At 53.2% G+C, this 17650-nt stretch carries 17 protein-coding genes, 2 tRNA genes and 1 pseudogene; 6 read left to right on the forward strand and 14 right to left on the reverse strand.

Annotation, left to right across the window (positions count from 1 at the left end; translation table 11 throughout):
* Positions 1–35 precede the first annotated feature (35 nt).
* Positions 36–108, forward strand: a tRNA-Ile gene (locus tag L5220_RS13105).
* A 34-nt stretch (positions 109–142) separates the two neighbouring features.
* Here L5220_RS13105 and L5220_RS13110 read toward each other — a convergent pair.
* Positions 143–925: a hypothetical protein gene (locus L5220_RS13110; RefSeq protein WP_499574064.1), complete on the reverse strand. Its 783-nt coding sequence runs from the start codon at positions 923–925 to the stop codon at positions 143–145.
* Positions 926–1129: 204 nt separating this feature from the next.
* On the opposite strand from L5220_RS13110, the gene L5220_RS13115 reads away from it, so the two are divergent.
* A complete protein-coding gene (locus L5220_RS13115) occupies positions 1130–2482 on the forward strand; it encodes an ABC transporter ATP-binding protein (protein WP_499574066.1) in 1353 nt (450 codons plus the stop codon).
* Between the two features lie 19 nt (positions 2483–2501).
* On the opposite strand, the gene L5220_RS13120 is transcribed toward L5220_RS13115, so the two are convergent.
* From L5220_RS13120 to L5220_RS13135, 4 genes are all read right to left on the reverse strand, one after another.
* On the reverse strand, positions 2502–2834 hold the full coding sequence (locus L5220_RS13120; RefSeq protein WP_499574068.1) for an STAS domain-containing protein: 333 nt from the start codon (positions 2832–2834) through the stop codon (positions 2502–2504).
* A 78-nt stretch (positions 2835–2912) separates the two neighbouring features.
* Positions 2913–5756, reverse strand: coding sequence for a DNA polymerase I (polA, locus tag L5220_RS13125; protein WP_499574070.1), 2844 nt, complete (start codon positions 5754–5756; stop codon positions 2913–2915).
* Between the two features lie 21 nt (positions 5757–5777).
* Positions 5778–6392 carry an HAS-barrel domain-containing protein gene (locus L5220_RS13130; RefSeq protein WP_499574072.1) on the reverse strand — a complete coding sequence of 205 codons (615 nt, stop codon included), beginning with the start codon at positions 6390–6392 and terminating at the stop codon, positions 5778–5780.
* Positions 6393–6395: 3 nt separating this feature from the next.
* The gene (locus L5220_RS13135) at positions 6396–6605 is read right to left on the reverse strand and encodes an NAD(P)H dehydrogenase subunit NdhS (protein WP_099798318.1); all 210 of its coding nucleotides are present in this window, start codon (positions 6603–6605) and stop codon (positions 6396–6398) included.
* A gap of 193 nt (positions 6606–6798) precedes the next feature.
* On the opposite strand from L5220_RS13135, the gene L5220_RS13140 reads away from it, so the two are divergent.
* Positions 6799–7641 (forward strand): prephenate/arogenate dehydrogenase, encoded by an 843-nt coding sequence (locus L5220_RS13140; RefSeq protein WP_499574074.1) that lies wholly within the window; start codon positions 6799–6801, stop codon positions 7639–7641.
* Here the strand turns inward: L5220_RS13140 and L5220_RS13145 are convergent.
* From L5220_RS13145 to L5220_RS13165, 5 genes are all read right to left on the reverse strand, one after another.
* Positions 7638–8129 carry a phosphate-starvation-inducible PsiE family protein gene (locus L5220_RS13145; RefSeq protein ID WP_448515098.1) on the reverse strand — a complete coding sequence of 164 codons (492 nt, stop codon included), beginning with the start codon at positions 8127–8129 and terminating at the stop codon, positions 7638–7640. The genes L5220_RS13140 and L5220_RS13145 overlap by 4 nt on opposite strands.
* A 2-nt stretch (positions 8130–8131) precedes the next feature.
* Positions 8132–8896: an MBL fold metallo-hydrolase gene (locus L5220_RS13150; RefSeq protein WP_499574077.1), complete on the reverse strand. Its 765-nt coding sequence runs from the start codon at positions 8894–8896 to the stop codon at positions 8132–8134.
* Positions 8897–8905: 9 nt separating this feature from the next.
* On the reverse strand, positions 8906–10345 hold the full coding sequence (locus L5220_RS13155; protein ID WP_499574079.1) for a protein kinase domain-containing protein: 1440 nt from the start codon (positions 10343–10345) through the stop codon (positions 8906–8908).
* A gap of 43 nt (positions 10346–10388) precedes the next feature.
* Positions 10389–11396: a 2-hydroxyacid dehydrogenase gene (locus tag L5220_RS13160; RefSeq protein ID WP_499574086.1), complete on the reverse strand. Its 1008-nt coding sequence runs from the start codon at positions 11394–11396 to the stop codon at positions 10389–10391.
* A 102-nt stretch (positions 11397–11498) separates the two neighbouring features.
* Positions 11499–11585 (reverse strand) — tRNA-Ser (locus tag L5220_RS13165).
* A gap of 151 nt (positions 11586–11736) precedes the next feature.
* Between L5220_RS13165 and L5220_RS13170 the strand changes: the two genes are divergently transcribed.
* Positions 11737–12549 (forward strand): carbon-nitrogen hydrolase family protein, encoded by an 813-nt coding sequence (locus tag L5220_RS13170; RefSeq protein ID WP_099798324.1) that lies wholly within the window; start codon positions 11737–11739, stop codon positions 12547–12549.
* A 251-nt stretch (positions 12550–12800) separates the two neighbouring features.
* On the opposite strand, the gene L5220_RS13175 is transcribed toward L5220_RS13170, so the two are convergent.
* The 3 genes from L5220_RS13175 to L5220_RS13185 form a co-directional block, all read right to left on the reverse strand.
* Complete coding sequence (locus L5220_RS13175) at positions 12801–13235, reverse strand: response regulator (protein ID WP_499574081.1); 435 nt, start codon at positions 13233–13235, stop codon at positions 12801–12803.
* Between the two features lie 98 nt (positions 13236–13333).
* Entirely contained in the window at positions 13334–14359 is a 1026-nt protein-coding gene (locus L5220_RS13180) for a photosynthesis system II assembly factor Ycf48 (RefSeq protein ID WP_099797810.1), read from the reverse strand.
* Positions 14349–14684 (reverse strand): rubredoxin, encoded by a 336-nt coding sequence (locus L5220_RS13185; protein ID WP_099797808.1) that lies wholly within the window; start codon positions 14682–14684, stop codon positions 14349–14351. The genes L5220_RS13180 and L5220_RS13185 overlap by 11 nt, the downstream gene beginning before the upstream one ends.
* A 341-nt stretch (positions 14685–15025) precedes the next feature.
* Here L5220_RS13185 and sfsA point away from each other — a divergent pair, with 341 nt between their 5' ends.
* Positions 15026–15805 (forward strand): DNA/RNA nuclease SfsA, encoded by a 780-nt coding sequence (gene sfsA, locus L5220_RS13190; RefSeq protein ID WP_499574083.1) that lies wholly within the window; start codon positions 15026–15028, stop codon positions 15803–15805.
* Between the two features lie 46 nt (positions 15806–15851).
* Positions 15852–17129, forward strand: a complete 1278-nt coding sequence (locus tag L5220_RS13195; RefSeq protein WP_499574085.1) for a type IV pilus twitching motility protein PilT — start codon at positions 15852–15854, stop codon at positions 17127–17129.
* A gap of 65 nt (positions 17130–17194) precedes the next feature.
* Here L5220_RS13195 and L5220_RS13200 read toward each other — a convergent pair.
* Positions 17195–17551: pseudogene (locus L5220_RS13200) on the reverse strand (zinc ribbon domain-containing protein); the annotation flags it as partial.
* Positions 17552–17650: the final 99 nt, after the last annotated feature.

Raw genomic sequence — 17650 nt, forward strand, 5'->3', positions numbered from 1 at the left:
CAGCAGCCACTCCCCCAGACTAAGCTGGGAAACAGCCAGGGTTGGCCGAGCGGATGAGGCAGCGAACTCATAATTCGCCATAGGCTGGTTCAACTCCAGCACCCTGGATTCTCAGGGGATGACGGATGCCTCGTTGCCGTTCCTAGGCGATCGCCCATGCAGTTTCGTTATGCCCCCGTAGGAGCCGAATTTGGGCAATGGCAAAAATTGTAGGAATAATGCGACTATAGTTGGTGGCGATCGCCCGCCAGCCCAGATCCGCCACAAACCAAACCCATAGCGCAGTTCCCACAAAGGCCAACATACTGCGGCCAAGGGCAAACTTCGCTGCTCCGGCAGCTACATTTTGGGTCACAAGGGGGGTCATGGGCAACTTCCGCCCTGCAAGCTGGAGGACACACTGGCGAACCACCTGCTGCACCACAAGAGTACGCATCACTGGCGTAAGCGCAATGGCGGCCCCCCCCTCAAGAATCAGCCGAACTGTTTCTAGGGAAATAGGATGGCCATGGCGTAGTTCGGGAAGCGACGCTTGAATTTGATCGGCGAGGACGTTGCGATCGCGAGTTGGCAGCTTTGCCCACATCCGCTGCAATAAGCCCAAGAAAATCTCAATTTCTAATTCAGAGACCGTCCAACTCGGAGAGAACTTAATGTTTAGGTAGCGACAAACCCGCATCAACGTTTGACGATAGCTAATTTGCTGCGTCTTGCCCGTAAGCACCGTTAGCCCATCTGCTGCCAAGAAGCGGAAGCGCGCTTCAATGTGATCCAACCATGCCTGACGATCCTGCGCCTGTACTGCAATGGGATCAGGAGTATTGAGGTAGTCAAGGGGGTTTAGCCGCCGTCGGAACAAAATTTCCGTTAGGTCTTGTAACTCCTCCTCAGTGGCTAATTCGAGCGCAGCCCTTAGTTCATCCATGGGGTCAGCTCCAGCAGCAGCACAGCATAAATTTCTCCATAATTATAGGCACTTCACCCCAAATTGTGGCACACTCCCCGTTGTCTCACGAGCACCCGTATCAAGGATCAAAATTTGCCACGTCTAAAATCCCCACGGCAGAGCCTCCCCAAGATTGAGCCAGCATGGTAGGTTAACGGTTGAAATGCCAAAGGATGCAGGACTATGCAAACCAAAACCAAAGGTGAGTCGCTTGTCCGGTTACTGGATGTTGGTAAAGCCTACCGTCAGCCCAATGGCCAAGTTATTAGCATCATGGAAAACATTAACCTTGAGCTGCGCACCGGTGAAATTGTGGCACTGCTTGGCCCGTCTGGTTCCGGCAAGTCAACGCTGATGCGCATTATTACCGGACTCATTACACCGACCTCCGGTCAGGTCTTCTATCGCGAAGAACCAATGCAGGGGCTAAACCCCGGTGCCGCCATCGTGTTTCAGAGTTCTGCCCTCTATCCTTGGCTGACGGTACTTGAAAACGTGGAACTGGGGTTGAAAGCCTTGGGAGAAGGCCCGCGATCGCGCCGCCGCAAAGCCCTGCGAATGATTGACATTATCGGCTTAGATGGGTTTGAAAACGCCTACCCCAAAGAACTCTCCGGGGGAATGCGACAGCGGGTCGGCTTTGCCCGTGCCTTGGCAGTAGAGCCAGAATTGCTGTGCATGGACGAACCCTTCTCGGCCTTGGATGTACTAACCGCCGAAAACCTGCGCTTTGAACTGCTGGATCTGTGGCTAGAGCACAAAATTCCCACCCAGAGTATTCTCATTGTCACCCACAATATTGAAGAAGCCGTGATTCTCGCGGATCGTATTATTGTTTTAGGCAGCAATCCAGGGCGGGTGCGGGCAGATTTTCCAATGACATTGCCCCATTACCGCGATCGCAAACAGCCCGGATTCCAAGCCATTGTGGATCGCATCTACAAAATCCTTACCAACCCGCACCTAGACGAACTAGAGGCACTTGAACCCAAGCCTGTTGCCGCAACCCCTAGCCAAGAACCGCGCTACCCCCTGCTGCCGCACGTTCGCATTGGCTCGATTGCTGGTTTGCTAGAGTTACTAGAGAATCGCAAAGAAGACCTTTACCGCATTGCCCAAGAACTGCAACTAGAGCTAGACGATATTCTGCCCATTGTTGAAGCAGCCCAGATGATGGAGTTGGTTGAACTGAAGGAAGGGGACATTGGCGTCACGCCGATTGGTCATGCCTTTATTCAAGGGGACATTGATCAGCGCAAACTCATTATCCGCCAACAATTGCTCAAGTCCATTCGGTTAGTGCAGCAGATTCACAACTTCCTGACCGCCAAGCAAAACCACCGTATTCCCGAAAGCTTAGTGCTAGATATTCTGGAGCGCCACTTCACCCCCCAAGAAGCGGATCGCCAACTCAACACTGCCATTGACTGGGGGCGCTATGCGGAACTGTTTAGTTACGATGAACCGGCCAAGGAAATCTTCCTTGAAAGTAACGACCAAGACGAGTCATTCCCCCTACAGACCACTGCTGTTTGATGCTACGGCCATGGGTGCATCAGCCGCCCTCGTACTGAGGGCGAATGCGGGTATTAAACTCCTCCTCATCTTTGAGAATTTGAAATACCTTATCCATGCTAGTGAGTTCAAAGAGCATCATCATCTGCTTAGGAACACCACAGAGGTAAAGCTGCCCCCCTGCTGCTCGCAAGGTTTTCAGGGCAACCACAAGGGCACCCAAGCCAGAGCTATCAATAAACGTAACATTGCTACAGTCAAGCAGGAGGACTTGAACCCCTGCCTGCGCCCGCTCACTCACAGCTTGTCGGAATTCCTGCGCTTGAGGGCCACCCAAAATACCCGAGAGCTTGATAACATCAACAGTATTCATTACAACTTCCGTAGGGGATGAGGATTCTTCGCTAGTATAGAGGAGATTCCCGGTGATTTTGTAGTCTAGAAGGATTCCCTATTTGGTCTCCAGCCAGTTTGCTGCGGCGTAGATGTCCACCTGGAGGGGCACACTTAGGGGAACCACCGTTGTCATTATTTCAGGAATTTGCACCTGTAGCTGCTCCCAAGCCCTTGGCGGCATTTCCAGCACTAATTCATCGTGCACTTGCAGGAGTAACTGTGCCTGTTGGCTCTTGAGCAGGGGTGCCAGTTTAACCATGGCACACTTAATAATATCGGCACTGGAGCCTTGAATGGGGGCATTGGCAGCGGCTCGCAGCAATCCCCGCTCATAGTTCGTCATGTTTAGTTGACTGGTGTCAAGGGCGGCTATCTCCTCTGGCGAGGTGCCGCGCAACTGCTGGAGTTCCTGACTCTCGAACTGAAAATAGCGGCGACGGCCTAGGATAGTTTCCACATAGCCTTGGCTGAGCGCCAGCCGCTCCATCTGCCGCAGATAGCCAAAGACACCGGGATAGCGTTCATAAAAGCGTTGGATAAACACCTTAGCATCCGCCACACTCACCCCCGCTTCGCGGGCAAAGCGCTGGGCACCCATACCGTAGATGATGCCAAAGTTAATAATTTTGCCGAGGCGGCGATCGCTAGCGGTAATCTCCGTCTTTTCTAGCAAAAACTGAGCGGTTAAGCGGTGCACATCCTCTCCCCGCTGATAGGCACCCACGAGTTCTGGCTCTTGGCTGAGGTGGGCAAGGATCCGCAACTCAATCTGTGAATAGTCCGCCGCCACCATCAGGTTCCCCGGCTCTGGCACAAAGGCTTTGCGAATTTGGCGACTAAACTCGGTGCGGATGGGGATATTTTGCAGGTTAGGATTGGAGGAGGAGAGGCGACCCGTGGCCGTGACGGCTTGGTTAAAGTCTGTGTGCACCCGACCGGTGTCTGGTCGCACTAGGGTGGGTAAGACATCGACATAGGTGGATTTCAGTTTCGCTAAGGTGCGGTACGCCAACACCAGATCAATGATTGGATGATCGCCTTGCAGCTTGTCTAGGGTGGCCGCATCGGTGGAGTATCCCAGTTTAGTTTTATGGGTCTTTTTGGTGTCTAGCCCTAGGGTGCCAAACAGTATCTCACTTAACTGCTTAGGGGAGGCCAAGTTAAAGGGTGTCCCTGCCAGTTCCCATGCTTGCTGCTGAATGGTAGTCAGTTGCGCGTCAATGTCCTTGGAGAGGTGCCGTAGGTAGTCGCTGTCAATGCGGATCCCTGTGGCTTCCATCTCCGCTAAGATCGGCTCTAGGGGGAGCTCTACCTCTAGGAGTAGTTGCCGTAGGCGCGGGGTGAGATCCGCCTCTAGTTTATCTTTGAGCAGGTAGGTGGCGTACACATCCAAGCCACAGTACTGAGCCACTGCCGCCGGACTCAGATCCGCAAGGGTCTGATCTTTACCGACGAGCGATCGATAGCGTTGGGATTGAATGGGTAGGTAGCGCTGGCAAATGTCCTTGAGGTTATGGCTGGCTTCAGGATTGAGGACGTAGCTGGCTAGCATGGTATCAAAGACAACGCCTTGGAGCTGAATGCCTTGGAAGCGCAGCACCAGACGATCGAATTTGGCATTTTGCAACACCTTTGGGTAGCGATCGCTCTCTAGAATTGGCCTGAGCGCCTCTAGGGTTGCGGCCAAGGGGAGGTTCGTCCCCTCTTTGTGGCCTAAGGGTAAGTAGGCCACTTGATCCGCAGCGGTACCCCAGCAGCAGCCAATCCCTACTAGCGTTGCATCGCGCGGACTCAGGCCGGTGGTTTCCGTATCCCACGCTACCGGATGTGCGGTATCCGTGCAGGCTTCGAGGGTGTTGATCAGGGCGCTTAACTGTTCGGGGGTCTCGATTAACTGTACCTGCAAAGGGGCAGGGGTCTCCTCGGCACTGAAAAACCATGTTTGCTCAGGCTCGTCAGGCGCTAGTTCCATCTCGGTAAGGGTGCCCCCCAAGCGCAGGTGCAAGTCTTGCAATTGCATCCGCAGAGCGCGAAACTCCAAGCGGTTTAAGAGGTGATCCAAGGCAGGCCAGTCAAAGGGGCGGAGGCGGAGGTGGTTGAGGTCTAAGGTGAGCGGCACATCAAGGACAATTTGCGCCAACGTTTGGGAGTGCCGTGCGTCTGCCTCGCCTGTGGTTAACTTGGCCTTTAGGCTGGCGGGTTTAATCTCGCTGAGGTGCGCATAGATAGCCTCTAGGGTTGGATACTGGCTCAGGAGTTGCACGGCAGTTTTGGGGCCAATTCCCTTAATGCCGGGAATGCGGTCGGAGGTATCCCCACAGAGGGCTTTGTAGTCCACAATTTGCTCCGGCCAGACCCCCATTTTCTGCTTCACTTTAACAGCATCAAACAGCTCGGGGCGTGCTTTACTGCCTTGGTGCGTACTGAGGTACATGACCTGCACGAGGCCATCGCGATCTACCAGTTGAAAGAGGTCGCGATCGCCACTGACAATGGTGACTCGCCACCCCTGCTGCCGCAACCGATGCGCCACCGTACCAATGACATCATCCGCTTCATACCCCGCACAGGTGAGGAGGGGAAGACGCAGTGCCCTCAGTAGAGCCTGTAAGTTCTCAACATCAACAATAAACTCTTCGGGGGTTTCGGCACGGCCTGCCTTGTAATTTTCATCCACCCCATGGCGAAAGGTGGGTTCTGCCAAGTCAAAGGCGATCGCCACGTGCTCGGAGGGCTGCTGCTCAAGAATCTCTAGCAGGGTTTTCAAGAAGCCAAAACAGACACTGGTGGGGATGCCTGTGGAGGTGCGCAAGCCACCATCGCGACCTTTACTAAAGGCATAGTAGGAACGAAAGGCAAGGGAGTGACCGTCAATGAGTAAGAGGGTTGGTGCAGACATTGTGTTTGCGCAGTGTATCCCCTAAAGATACACCTGTTCGAGAATCCCCCGCAGGCGATCGTAGTCATCCTTGAGGAGCCGACTCAACAGTTGCGCCGCTTGTACGAGCCATGGGCGATCGCCCCCCCGTAACTGGTAAAGGTGCCGCAGAGTAGCGGCAATGAGGGCATCCCCTGGCCCATAGTTAAGGGTGAGCAGGGTGCGCAAAAACGTTAACTGTTCGCTAAACGCAACCACTACACTTGGGTCACAGGTATAGACCTGTTGGTGCATTTGCGGTGGCTGTGGCGGCAAGTGAGGATAGCTACGCGCGTGCTCCTGAAAACCCACAATACCGATGGTGACCTCCGTTTTTAGCATGGCAAAAATGTGGGGCTGCTCTTGGCGGAGTTGCTCTAAGGATAGCCCTAGGGCGGTGGCACGATGAATGGTGTCAATGGGAGCCGTCACGGCGTAGGCCACCACGCCGTAAATGTGGCGGTCGCCCYCCGGAATCCAGACCCAACTGCCCAGAGCGGGGACTTGTGCAAAATCGAGCGTGGGTGGTTGATAGCACTGGGCAATAACGTGATCCGTTGCTGTTTGCACCACCTCGGCAAAGGGAGCCAGTGTTGGGGTGGGCGATCGCCGTGGCATGGGCTACTTTTTCCCTTTTTGCACCGTCACAGGTGTTAACTCTGCTAAGCGAAAGGTCACTAACTTATCCCAGTTCCCCCCCTCAAAAAGCACGGCAGCTTTGCCATCGGTGACCCGCTGGACAATGCCTTGGAACTGGTAGTAGGTATCGTTAGGATTGGTGACTTGCACCGTCATCCCCGGCAAAATGGTTAGCACTGTATCCACTGGCATAGGAAACCTCGTAACCTTGATGTGCTTTTATTATTACCAAAAAAGCGGTAGGGGTAATGCTCGCTCTCTTTGCTTTATCTGCATAGGGATGATGATGGTGGCAGCGCGCCGCAACCGTGAATAAAGTGCTGCTGCTCCTGAGAACAGCAACAAATGTCACGATAGTAGGGGCAACAACAGTAGCGGGTGATCTATGCTGCGGATTGGCATTGTGGGTCTGGGTTTAATTGGCGGTTCCCTTGGTCTAGATTTACGTGCCAAGGGGCACTACGTTGTTGGGGTCAGTCGGCGGGCTGAGACCTATGAGCGGGCGATCGCCAAAGGTGCCGTTGACTGGGGCAGTACGGACCCTGCCGTCCTCAGCGCCCTTGATCTGGTGTTTTTGTGCCCTCCCATTGGTAGTATCCTCAGCGTTGCCTTAGAGATTGTGCCCCACCTCAGCCACGATACGGTGCTCACGGATGTGGGGTCAGTCAAGGAGAGTATTGTGCCTGCCCTAGAAAAGCTGTGGCCTCGTTACGTGGGGGGGCATCCCATGGCGGGAACAGCAGCAGCAGGGATCGAGGCCGCGCAGTCACAGTTGTTTGCCAATGCTCCCTACGTTCTCACCCCAACCCTGCATACTGATGGTGAGGCGATTGATTGCGTTGCCCAAGTGATTAATGATCTTGGGGCAAAACTCCTCTACGCCACCCCCGCAGATCACGATCGCGCCGTAGCTTGGATCTCCCATTTACCCGTGATGGTGAGTGCGGCGCTGCTGTTGGCCAATGCCCAAGAAGTCAACGAACCCATCCGTACCCTCTCACAGCGGCTGGCTAGCTCTGGCTTTCGCGATACTAGCCGGGTTGGGGGGGGCAACCCTGAGTTGGGGCGGATGATGGCCGAGTATAACCGTGCCGCCCTACGCCACTGCATTATCCACTACCGTGCTACCCTTGATCATTTGCTGCAGCAAATTGAGCAGGAAGACTGGGCGGGGTTGGAGGCCAACCTTGCCGTTGCCCAAGCGTACCGGCAACAAATTTATCCCTAAGGGCGCCGCCGATAGTTGAGCCGCCGCACAATCCAGTAACTTGCGGAGAGCGCCAAAATGGCGATCGCCAATCCCAGCAGCTTGGCCACCGTTTCTGGCTGGTCAATGTCCAGAATAATAATTTTCCGGGCGATAGCAATGAGGGAGGTTACAATCACCAACTCAACAATCTGGGAGGAGACATGGGTTTTCAGGTAGGCCGTAATATTTTCGAGAATTTCTAGGGCAACCAATACATTGAGAAACAACCCAAAAATCTTGACCAACTGAAGGTTAAACTGCCCCAAGGGCGGCGTGAGCAAGTCAACGGTTAGAATTCGCCCTAGGTCAACAATGGCAACAACGACGACCAGCAACATGCCAATGGCCAGCACCCGGGTGGCTATCCCCTCAATTTGGCTGAGGAACTGGAGGAACCGTTGATTGTCTTGCAGGAAAATAAGCACTTGCTGCCAAAAAAGAATCAAAGGCTGAAGCCAACGCCGCATAACTATGCCTCAACAACCGGGGACGTGATTTCAAGGGGGCTGTAGGCCACTGGTTCAATGAGTTGGGTGCGTAGGCCAGCGCGCTCAAATTGCTGTTGCAGATCCTGCAGGCTGCCGGCCACCGACAGCAACGACGGCAAGATGCCGCGCAGGGTTAGCGATCCGTTTGCCGCAGTGCTGATCATCTGCTGGGGACGCAGCCATTGGGCTAACTCAAGGGCAGTCTCGCCACCGTTGAGAATGGCACCCACGAGAGGCAGGCGTACACTCAGCAAGGGCGTAATAACCACATCCACCGTTCCATAGCTTTTTAACCAAGGGTCGTGACAACCATGAGGTTCATAATACAAGGCGCGATCGCCCCAGTAGAATAGGTAGCCGTTTTCCTGCTGTAGCGGGCCAATCGTGGCACCTTTGGTTGCCTGAATGGTTACATCTCGCCAGCAGTAGGTATCGTGGGGCGCAAGGGTAATCACCGTTTCAAAGCCTAATCCTTGGGCAATTTTGGCGGCACTGGCTGAGCCAATGACTGGAATCCGGCGATCGCACTGGCGCAGCGTTGGCACATGGCAGTGATCCGGCAACCCCTGAGACAGCACAATCAACTCAACTCCCGCAGGCATCTCACAGGGAAGAGTCCGCTCTGCCGCAAACAGCCACGGCGTATGGCCAAAGGTAAGCCGCCCCACCAACCAAGGATCCACTAAGATACGAGTCTGCCCCAACTGCCACAACCATGTATTGCTCTCTAGCCACGTAAGCTGCACGATCATCTCCTAAGCAAACCGCGAAACAATGCTATAAACCAGTAAAAACACATTCCCCAGAACCACGCAGGCCAGCCCCGCCAAAAGGCACACCAACAGTGCCGGCAATGCCCCTATCCCCCCCTGCAACAGCGGCACAAAGTACACCGCCGCCGCCGTAATCCCACCAATGATTAACTGTTCCCAATGCTCGACAATCCGCCGATACTGCAAAAACACCAACAGGGCAAACAGTGCCCCGATGCATCCTGCACCCACCGATAGGGGAAGCCCCCATGCCGTAATCATGCTGTAGAACATCAGCCCGATCGCCGTGATTTCAAACCCAGTAAACCCCGCAGCCATCAGAATCTTCAGCGTTGGTAACGGGGGGCGGGGCGATCGCCGCTGGACGGGTTTAGGGCGAGGTGTCAGGGTGGGTGGGTTCATAGGGGCAGCTGGCGCGGTTGGCGGAGCCGCAGCAGTCGCAGGGGTTGGGGGAATGGGCGTCCTCAGAGCGGCTTCTACCTCCTTCGCCGATGCATAGCGATCGCTAGGCGCCGCTTGTAGCATCCGATCCAGCACGGCTTTTAACTGGGGACTGACCTGGGCAAAGGGCTGCCAATTCCAGCAATTTTTATAGGCATCAAAGAGTTGATCGGGGGCTTTACCCGTTAGCAAAACAATGCAGGTGACCGCCAAGGCGTACAGATCCGAACTGGGGAAAACCTGTTCGCCCCGCGATTGTTCCGGCGGAGCGTAATGGGGAGTATAAATGCCAGTGCTACGGGGGGCAGGGGTTGACTGCGACACCTGCTTCACAGCCCCAAAATCCAACAGGTAAAGACGCCCTTGACCGGGGAACTTTGTTTTGCTGGGGTGCTGACGCATAATGTTCGAGAGCTTAATATCCCGGTGAATCGAGCCACGCTCGTGGACGTACTGCAACACCGGTAGTAGCTCCCGCAGCACTTGCCGCACCTGTTCCTCACTAAAGCGTCCCTGCTGCAATAACTCGTCTTCGAGGGTTTCGCCATCAATAAACTCTTGAACAAGGTAAAAATATTGCTCAACCCCTGACCCATCGTGCTTGGGCACCTCTTCTTCAAAAAATGCCAGTAAGTCTGGAATTTGAGCGTGCTGACCCAACTCTTCCAGCACCGTGGCCTCGCGCTCAAAGAGTTCCTGCGCCTTTACCAACTGTTGCGGATCAGACACATTGGGCAGCAGCTGCTTAATAACGCACTGCCGCCAACCTGGCGTATCTAAATCCCGCGCCAGATAAGCCGCCCCAAAGCCACCGCGCCCTAAGACCCGCTCAGCAACGTAGCGTCCCCGTAAAATTAAGGGCATCCCACAGGCCGTGCAAAATTTTTGATTAATTCTGCTGCGTCGCTGGCTGGGCTGATCTAATTCAGGCACATTATTTTGCGGACGGGGACAATGGGGACGGGTACAGTGAACCAGCATGATAGGGTACTCAGTCAAGGCATGGGACAGCGTCTTGAGTTCATCATAAGTCTGGGTTGTACGCTACCTCGTGGGTCAGGGGCAACCGCTGCTCAAAATGACTCAGATTTTCAAGGGTTGTGGCAGCAATATCCTCAAGAGCATTGCGGGTAAAAAAGGCTTGGTGTGCCGTAATCACCACGTTAGGGAAGGACTGCAACAGTTGAAACGTGTCGTCTTGAATGATGGTGTCCGATAGATCTTGGAAAAAGAGGGAGTCTTCTTCTTCGTAAACATCAATGCCAACGTAGCCAATCTGCCCCGATTTGATGCCTTCAATGACAGCTTTGGTGTCCACCAGTTTGCCCCGACTGGTATTAATTAACATGACACCGCGCTTCATCTGGGCAATGGTGTCGTGGTTGATCAGGTGGTGGTTGGTGTCAGTCAGGGGACAATGTAGGGTAATAATATCCGCTTCGCTGAGTAAGGTATCAAGGGAGGTATAGGTGGCGATCGCGGCCAACGCTTCGTTGGGGTAAGGATCGTAACAGTAGAGGCGACACCCAAAACCAGCCATGATCTGCCCTACAATGCGACCAATTTTACCCGTGCCAATAATGCCCACCGTACAGCCGTGGAGATCAAACCCCATCAGACCATCCAAGGCAAAATTGTCATCTCGAACGCGGTTGTAGGCTCGGTGCAGCTTACGGTTAAGCATTAAGATTAGCCCGACCGTATGCTCTGCCACCGAATAGGGAGAATAGTTACTCACCCGGGTAACAGTAATCCCCAAGTCTGCTGCTGCTCGCAAGTCCACATTATTAAACCCATTGCAGCGCAAGGTCACTAGCCGTACCCCCAAGGCCGCCAGTTGTTGCAGTGTTGCCGCACCAACATCGTCATTGACAAATACACAGACGGCCTCGTTGCCTTGAGCCAGTGAAGCCGTTTGCGGGGTTAAGAGGACATCATAGTAGCTAAAGCTGTGGGGTTGATGTTGAGCTACATTGGCTGCGTCCAAAAATTGGCGATCGTAGGACTTGGCACTAAACACCGCCACCTTCATTGCCTGTGCCTCCGACACTAGAAACCATCTTTAGCTTAATTGGCCAACTCAGTCTCTGGTTTTTTAGCCATAACAATTGTGTCAGCAGCTACGCTGAGGTAACGGAGAGAGAGGGATTCGAACCCTCGGTGACATCACTGCCACACTCGATTTCAAGTCGAGCGCATTCGACCACTCTGCCATCTCTCCATGGGGCAATGCGACTATCCCAAGCTCTATATTGTAGCTCCAAACAAGGGTGCGTAATCTTAAAAAAGTCTTGATAGCACGGATTGAGGCTTGCTCTGGGCTTGTTTCAGCCTATACAATGAGAGGCTACTATTTTTTTAATAATTAGGGAATGAAGCCGTATCTTGCTGCCGCCATTCAAATGACCAGCCAGCCCAATCTAAGCGCGAACCTCGCTCAGGCAGAAGAGCTGATTGAGCTTGCGGTACGGCGTGGTGCAGAACTTGTGGGCTTACCAGAAAATTTCTCTTTTCTTGGCGATGATGCTGAAAAAGTGGCCCAAGCGGCTACTATTGCCGAGCGCAGCGAAGCGTTTCTCAAGCGTATGGCACAACGCTTTCAAATTATGCTGTTGGGTGGTGGCTTTCCGGTGCCTGCCGACAATGGCAAAGTGTATAACACAGCGGTGTTAGTGGGTCGCAATGGTGAGGAGTTAGCGCGTTACCACAAAGTTCACCTGTTTGATGTTGATTTACCGGATGGCAATATCTACCATGAGTCGGGCACTGTTCTAGCAGGACATCAGTTACCTCCCGTCTATCCCAGCAAAGAACTGGGCAATATCGGCCTATCGGTTTGCTATGACGTGCGGTTTCCAGAGTTGTATCGCGCCTTGTCTCAAGCAGGGGCAACCATTCTCTTTGTCCCAGCAGCATTTACAGCGTTTACGGGGAAGGATCACTGGCAGGTACTGTTACAGGCACGAGCCATTGAGAACACCTGCTATGTCATTGCACCAGCACAAACCGGAATTCACTATGCGCGGCGGCAAACCCATGGCCATGCGCTCATTGTGGATCCATGGGGCACGATTCTAGCGGATGCTGGCGATCGCCCGGGAGTGGCCGTTGCGGCCATTGAACCGAGCCGTTTAGAGCAAGTGCGGCAACAGATGCCCTGTTTACAACACCGTGTTTTTTTCTAAGGGTTTACCGAAGTTGTTACCAAGGTGCGCCAATGAGAGTAAAGGCTGACCAAAAGCGCGTTGCTGAGTATTAAGTATGACTTTCGGGTGTGAGTCTTTTGCCGCCCTCACCCTAGCCCTCTCCCAACGGAGAGGGAATAGGACTCTTAGCTCCCTTTTCCCCAAGGAGACGGGTTGGGGATGAGGGAATTCATAGCCGCATTCAGCAACACCCCCAAAAGTATGGAGCCGTGAACTACCGCTCATCATCGCTACGCGATAGATAAGCGGCTTCCTTGTTCAACGGGGACAGCATCTAGCAAAACCGAAGTTTTACCAGATGTCTTACGTCCCCTCCCAAAGGCAGTAGAGCTAGTTCCTAACTCCAATATCCGCAAGGCTTCATTTCTTATGTTGATTGCAKCATGTCGACAGAGATCCAACCCGCTTACCCCCGGCAGCATCAAGTCCAAAATAATCAAGTCTATTGTTGGGGTCAGGTCTGCATGAGACCTAAAAAGATGGGAGTTAATGAGACTCAGTGCCTCATGACCATTCGTTGCTGTAATTGTCTGAAAACCCTCATCCTGAAGGGCAAGAACTAACGTTTCTCGAATTAAATCTTCATCTTCAATCACTAAAATGTGTGCGATTGCTGGCGGTACGTGGGATACAGGTGCATCAACCACAGTCTCAAGGGAAAGCATAGAAAAACCCGAATACTGCCCAGTTGCCTCAATTCTACCACCCTGTTTTGAAGGTAAAGGGGCTGACCCCCTCGCCCCTTATTTTCTGCGCGGATCCACTAGCCCACGTCGCTGACATAGCGCAGCAAAATCCCCCGCTGACCAATGATGAAGCCTTGCTGCGGGCTAAAAAAGAGAATCTTATAAAAATTGGAGGGCACCTGTTTCACATCCATATCTTGCTGCCACGTTTGGCCGCCATCAAAACTACAGAGCAGCACACCACTCCCTCCCGCCAACCATATTTCTTCGGGGGTACGGTAGGCGAGATCTAGCAGCCCAACACTATTGCGCCGCAGGGGACTCAGTAGCTCCCCCCATTCATCGGGGTTTTGGGGGTCAGAAAAGGCAATTTTGCCACCATTGACAATCATCCACAGAGCGCCGTTGGGCGTAAAGCCCATATTATGAACCCGCCGTGAACTGGTGCGGTTATGGGGTTCCCATGCTGCTTGCCCCGGCTGCCACGTCGAGTAAAAGCTACCCCGCGAAGACACAGCCACATATTCGCCAGCCGGCGAGCGATTCAGGTTACGCATCACGCCGATGGCTTCTTGTACAAGCGCCTGCCAGTTTTTGCCCCCATCTTGGCTGCGGTAGATAGCACCGACATCCGTCATCATTTCCGCTTGGCCGTTGCTCAGCGCCTTAATGAAGCGGGGTGCTCCTGGGAGTTTGGGGCTAAGGGGAATTTGATTCCACGACTGACCGCCATCCTCCGTATGCAGCATAATTGGCGGCTCACCAACAATCCAGCCTTCATTCCCCTTAAAGCTGACACTGTTAAAGCGGTAGTCTGGGTTATCTAACACAAGGGTGCGGGGTTCCCACGTCCGGCCACCATCACGAGTTTCCATCAGGGTAGCGTTAGCCCCTACCAGCCAGCCATGGTTGGCATCAATAAAACTAATATCGAGAATTGTCGACGTGGTGGGCAGTTGCAGCGCCTCCCACGGGTTGTACTCAAGGCTAGGAACCGCAAGGGCATGGGCCGTCAGAGATAGCCACAGTGCCACCATGATCAGTACGCTACGGGTGAGCTTGGTTATATTTTGACGGTGGGAATGAATTTGCTTAGCGAACATTATAGAAACTCAGTAGAAAAAGAAAAGCAATGGCAAGACCACCAAAGATCAGTAGGTTTTTTTGGCCGGGGGTCAGGGTATTGACCCCAAAGCCATAGTTTAAGTTTTCCTTGAACCCTGAGGGGGAACCCACCGGTCCGATATTACTAAACTGCTTTTTGGGAGCACCACACACTGGACAGCGCCACGTAATGGGCAAGTCGGCAAAGGCAGTGCCCACTGCAATGGCACGGGTGCTATCCCCTTTAGCAGGTTCGTAAACGTAGCCGCAGGCGCGACACTCAAACCGATCCAGCAGGGTATCGTCAGGGGTTTCGGTTGTCATACCACAGAATTCTTAAGATTTGCGACATACATCTTAATATTACGTTATTAGGGATCATTTCATAGTCCCCCATAGTTCAGATCCAGAGGAAATATTGAGCCAGTATGTAACAAAGCCGTAGTCTTAGGAAATATAAAAAAAAGATTAGAGAATCCTGATCTCTCCGAGAAGTGATGCCAGAATCAAGGGTATTGAAATGAGGTCAGCGCATATAGACCTTAACCTTAAATCTCCTTTAATAAGTTGTAAGGTGTCAGCTTCTATTCTATTTTAGGAGCTGGCATCTTAACTTATGGATGCATAGGTTCTTATTTTTTAGGCACAGTTTGTAGGTGCAGTCCTTGGCCGTCAGCCTCCATTCTCAAGACTCTTGGCGGTATGCCTATCCTCCCTTGCAAGCAGGTGTTCTGTGTCGGCGCTACAAGCGTTTTTTTGCCGAGATTGAGTTGAGCAGTGGCGATCGCATCGTTGCTCACTGTCCCAATACAGGCCCGATGACGGGTATTTGTGAAGTGGGGGCACCTGTGCAGGTCTCCTATCATCCCGATCCAAGACGCAAGCTGGCTTATACATGGGAAATGATTTTTGTGGATGGCACATGGGTAGGGGTGAATACAGGGTTACCCAACAAGGTCATAGCCTCTGCCTTAGCCGCGGGGAAACTGCCTGAGTTGGCGGGGTATGCCAACCACCAGCGGGAAGTTCTCTACGGTCAGGAGCGTAGCCGTATCGACTTTTTCTTGACAGGGCACCCGCAGCAGCCCCCAGCCTATGTGGAGGTCAAAAATACAACGTGGGCGTGCTCTGGCTTAGCCCTCTTTCCCGATACTGTTACCACCCGGGGGCAGAAACATTTGCGGGAACTGCAATGGCTGCGCCAAACTCAGCCGCAGGCTCGCGTGTGCATGGTGTACTTTATTAACCGTGGTGATTGCGATCGCTTTGCCCCTGGGGATAGTGCTGACCCCACCTATGGTGAGCTGTTGCGCACAGCGATAGCTATGGGGGTTGAGGTGCTGCCCTATCGCTTTGCCATAAGCCCTGCGGGGATTGACTTTTTAGGGACGGCAGAGCTAACTCTCTGTAACAGAAATATTACGACGGCCAAGGTGCTTGAGTAAGAGTGGCACACTGAAATTAACCTAATGCATTGCGTGAGCAGTAGCCATGACGAATCCCCAAACGCCCCCACCCCGTGTTCCCAATACACCACCTATGCCACCGCCACGTCCTGCGGGAAGCACTCCGGCCATGCCGCCCCAAGGTGCCCCCCCGCAAGGGATGCCGCCGCGCCCGATGCCGCCCCAAGGCGTTCCCCCGCAAGGGATGCCACAGCAAATGGTTCCCACTCAGTCCATGCCCACCCCCGCAGCACGGATTTCGGGGCCGACGATGGAGCAGTTAGTGCGGGAAGCCTTTGAGCATGGTTACTCTGATATTCATGTTGGTGTTGGTGAGGCACCACGGTTTCGCGATCGCGGCAAGCTAGAAGTGACTAACTACCCTGTTACCGATGAAGAAACCTTTAATTACTGGTTAAACGAGTTGCTCTCACCGCAGCAAATTGAGCAGTTTCGTACCCATTTAGAGTACGACGGTGCTTACCAGTATGAAGGCATGTGTCGGGTACGGATCAACATTTTTGTGGCGCTGAAGGGGCCGGCCATGGTGCTGCGGCTAATTCCGGTAAAAATTCTCACCCTTGAGCAATTGAACTTGCCACCAGTCTTTAAGGATTTATGTCACTACCATAAGGGGTTAATTTTGGTGACTGGCCCCACGGGTTCTGGTAAGTCCACCACCCTTGCGGCAATGGTAGATTTTATCAATACAGAAATGCCCAAGCATATTATTTCCATTGAAGACCCGATAGAATTTGTTCACCAAAGTCGGCGAGCCATGATTCGCCAGCGGGAGGTGGGTATTCATACCCTTAAATTTGATAATGCCCTCAAAGCCTCTCTACGGGAAGACCCAGATATTATCCTGATCGGGGAGATGCGCGATCGCGAAACGGTCAATACGGCTCTCAAAGCCGCCCAAACAGGTCACTTAGTCTTTGGTACGTTGCACACTAACAGTGCTGTAAAAACCATCGAGCGGATTCTCAACCTCTATAACCCTGATGAACAGGGGCCGATGCGGATGCAGGTAGCAGAGTCACTGGTGGCCGTGATTGCCCAAGCCTTGGTGCGCACCACCGATGGTAAGCGGGCAGCCATTCATGAAATCATGATCAACACCGATGCCATCAAAGACTACATTTTGCGTGGGGAAGTGGAACAAATTGAGGCGATTATTCCCCAATGTACCTATGATGGGATGTGTACCATGAACCAGTGCCTCTACGAACTCTACGAGGCCGGGCGCATTGATGAGGAAACGGCGATTGAAAACTCGCCCAAGCCCAATGAAATGGCACAAATCCTGCGGGGTCGCGTGTAGGGGGACTCCTTCTGCGATTGGGGCTGCTGCGGCAATGGTTCAATAAGGTTGTAAACTTCCCCGCCCTAGACGGGCGAGGCTTTCTGTAGCCCTCCGGCTATCTCGCAAGCCAGCCAGGAGCCTCCAGGCAGCGTTACGGACTGCCCCAAAAGCGCAATATTGATTGCGCCATTTAGGTCTGCATCACCAATCCATCCGCAATGCCCACACTTGAACTTTTTTTCAGTTCTCAACCCAATATGCAAGCAACAATGGCAGGTTTGACTGGTATAGGCAGGGGGTACAGCAACCACCTCAACTCCTTCCTTGATACCCTTGTATTCCAAGAATTGTCGCAACTGATAGAACGCCCAACTGTTAGACCGTCTCCGCTCGGTCGTGTTTCTCGGTTGCTGGTTGATTCTATCTCGAATGCCAGCCAGGAGCCTCCAGGCAGCGTTACGGACTGCCCCAAAAGCGCAATATTGATTGCTCCATTTAGGTCTGCATCACCAATCCATCCGCAATGCCCACAGATCGGA

It is taken from the genome of Synechococcus sp. PCC 6716, assembly GCF_022570815.1.
Taxonomy (GTDB): domain Bacteria; phylum Cyanobacteriota; class Cyanobacteriia; order Thermosynechococcales; family Thermosynechococcaceae; genus Thermosynechococcus; species Thermosynechococcus lividus.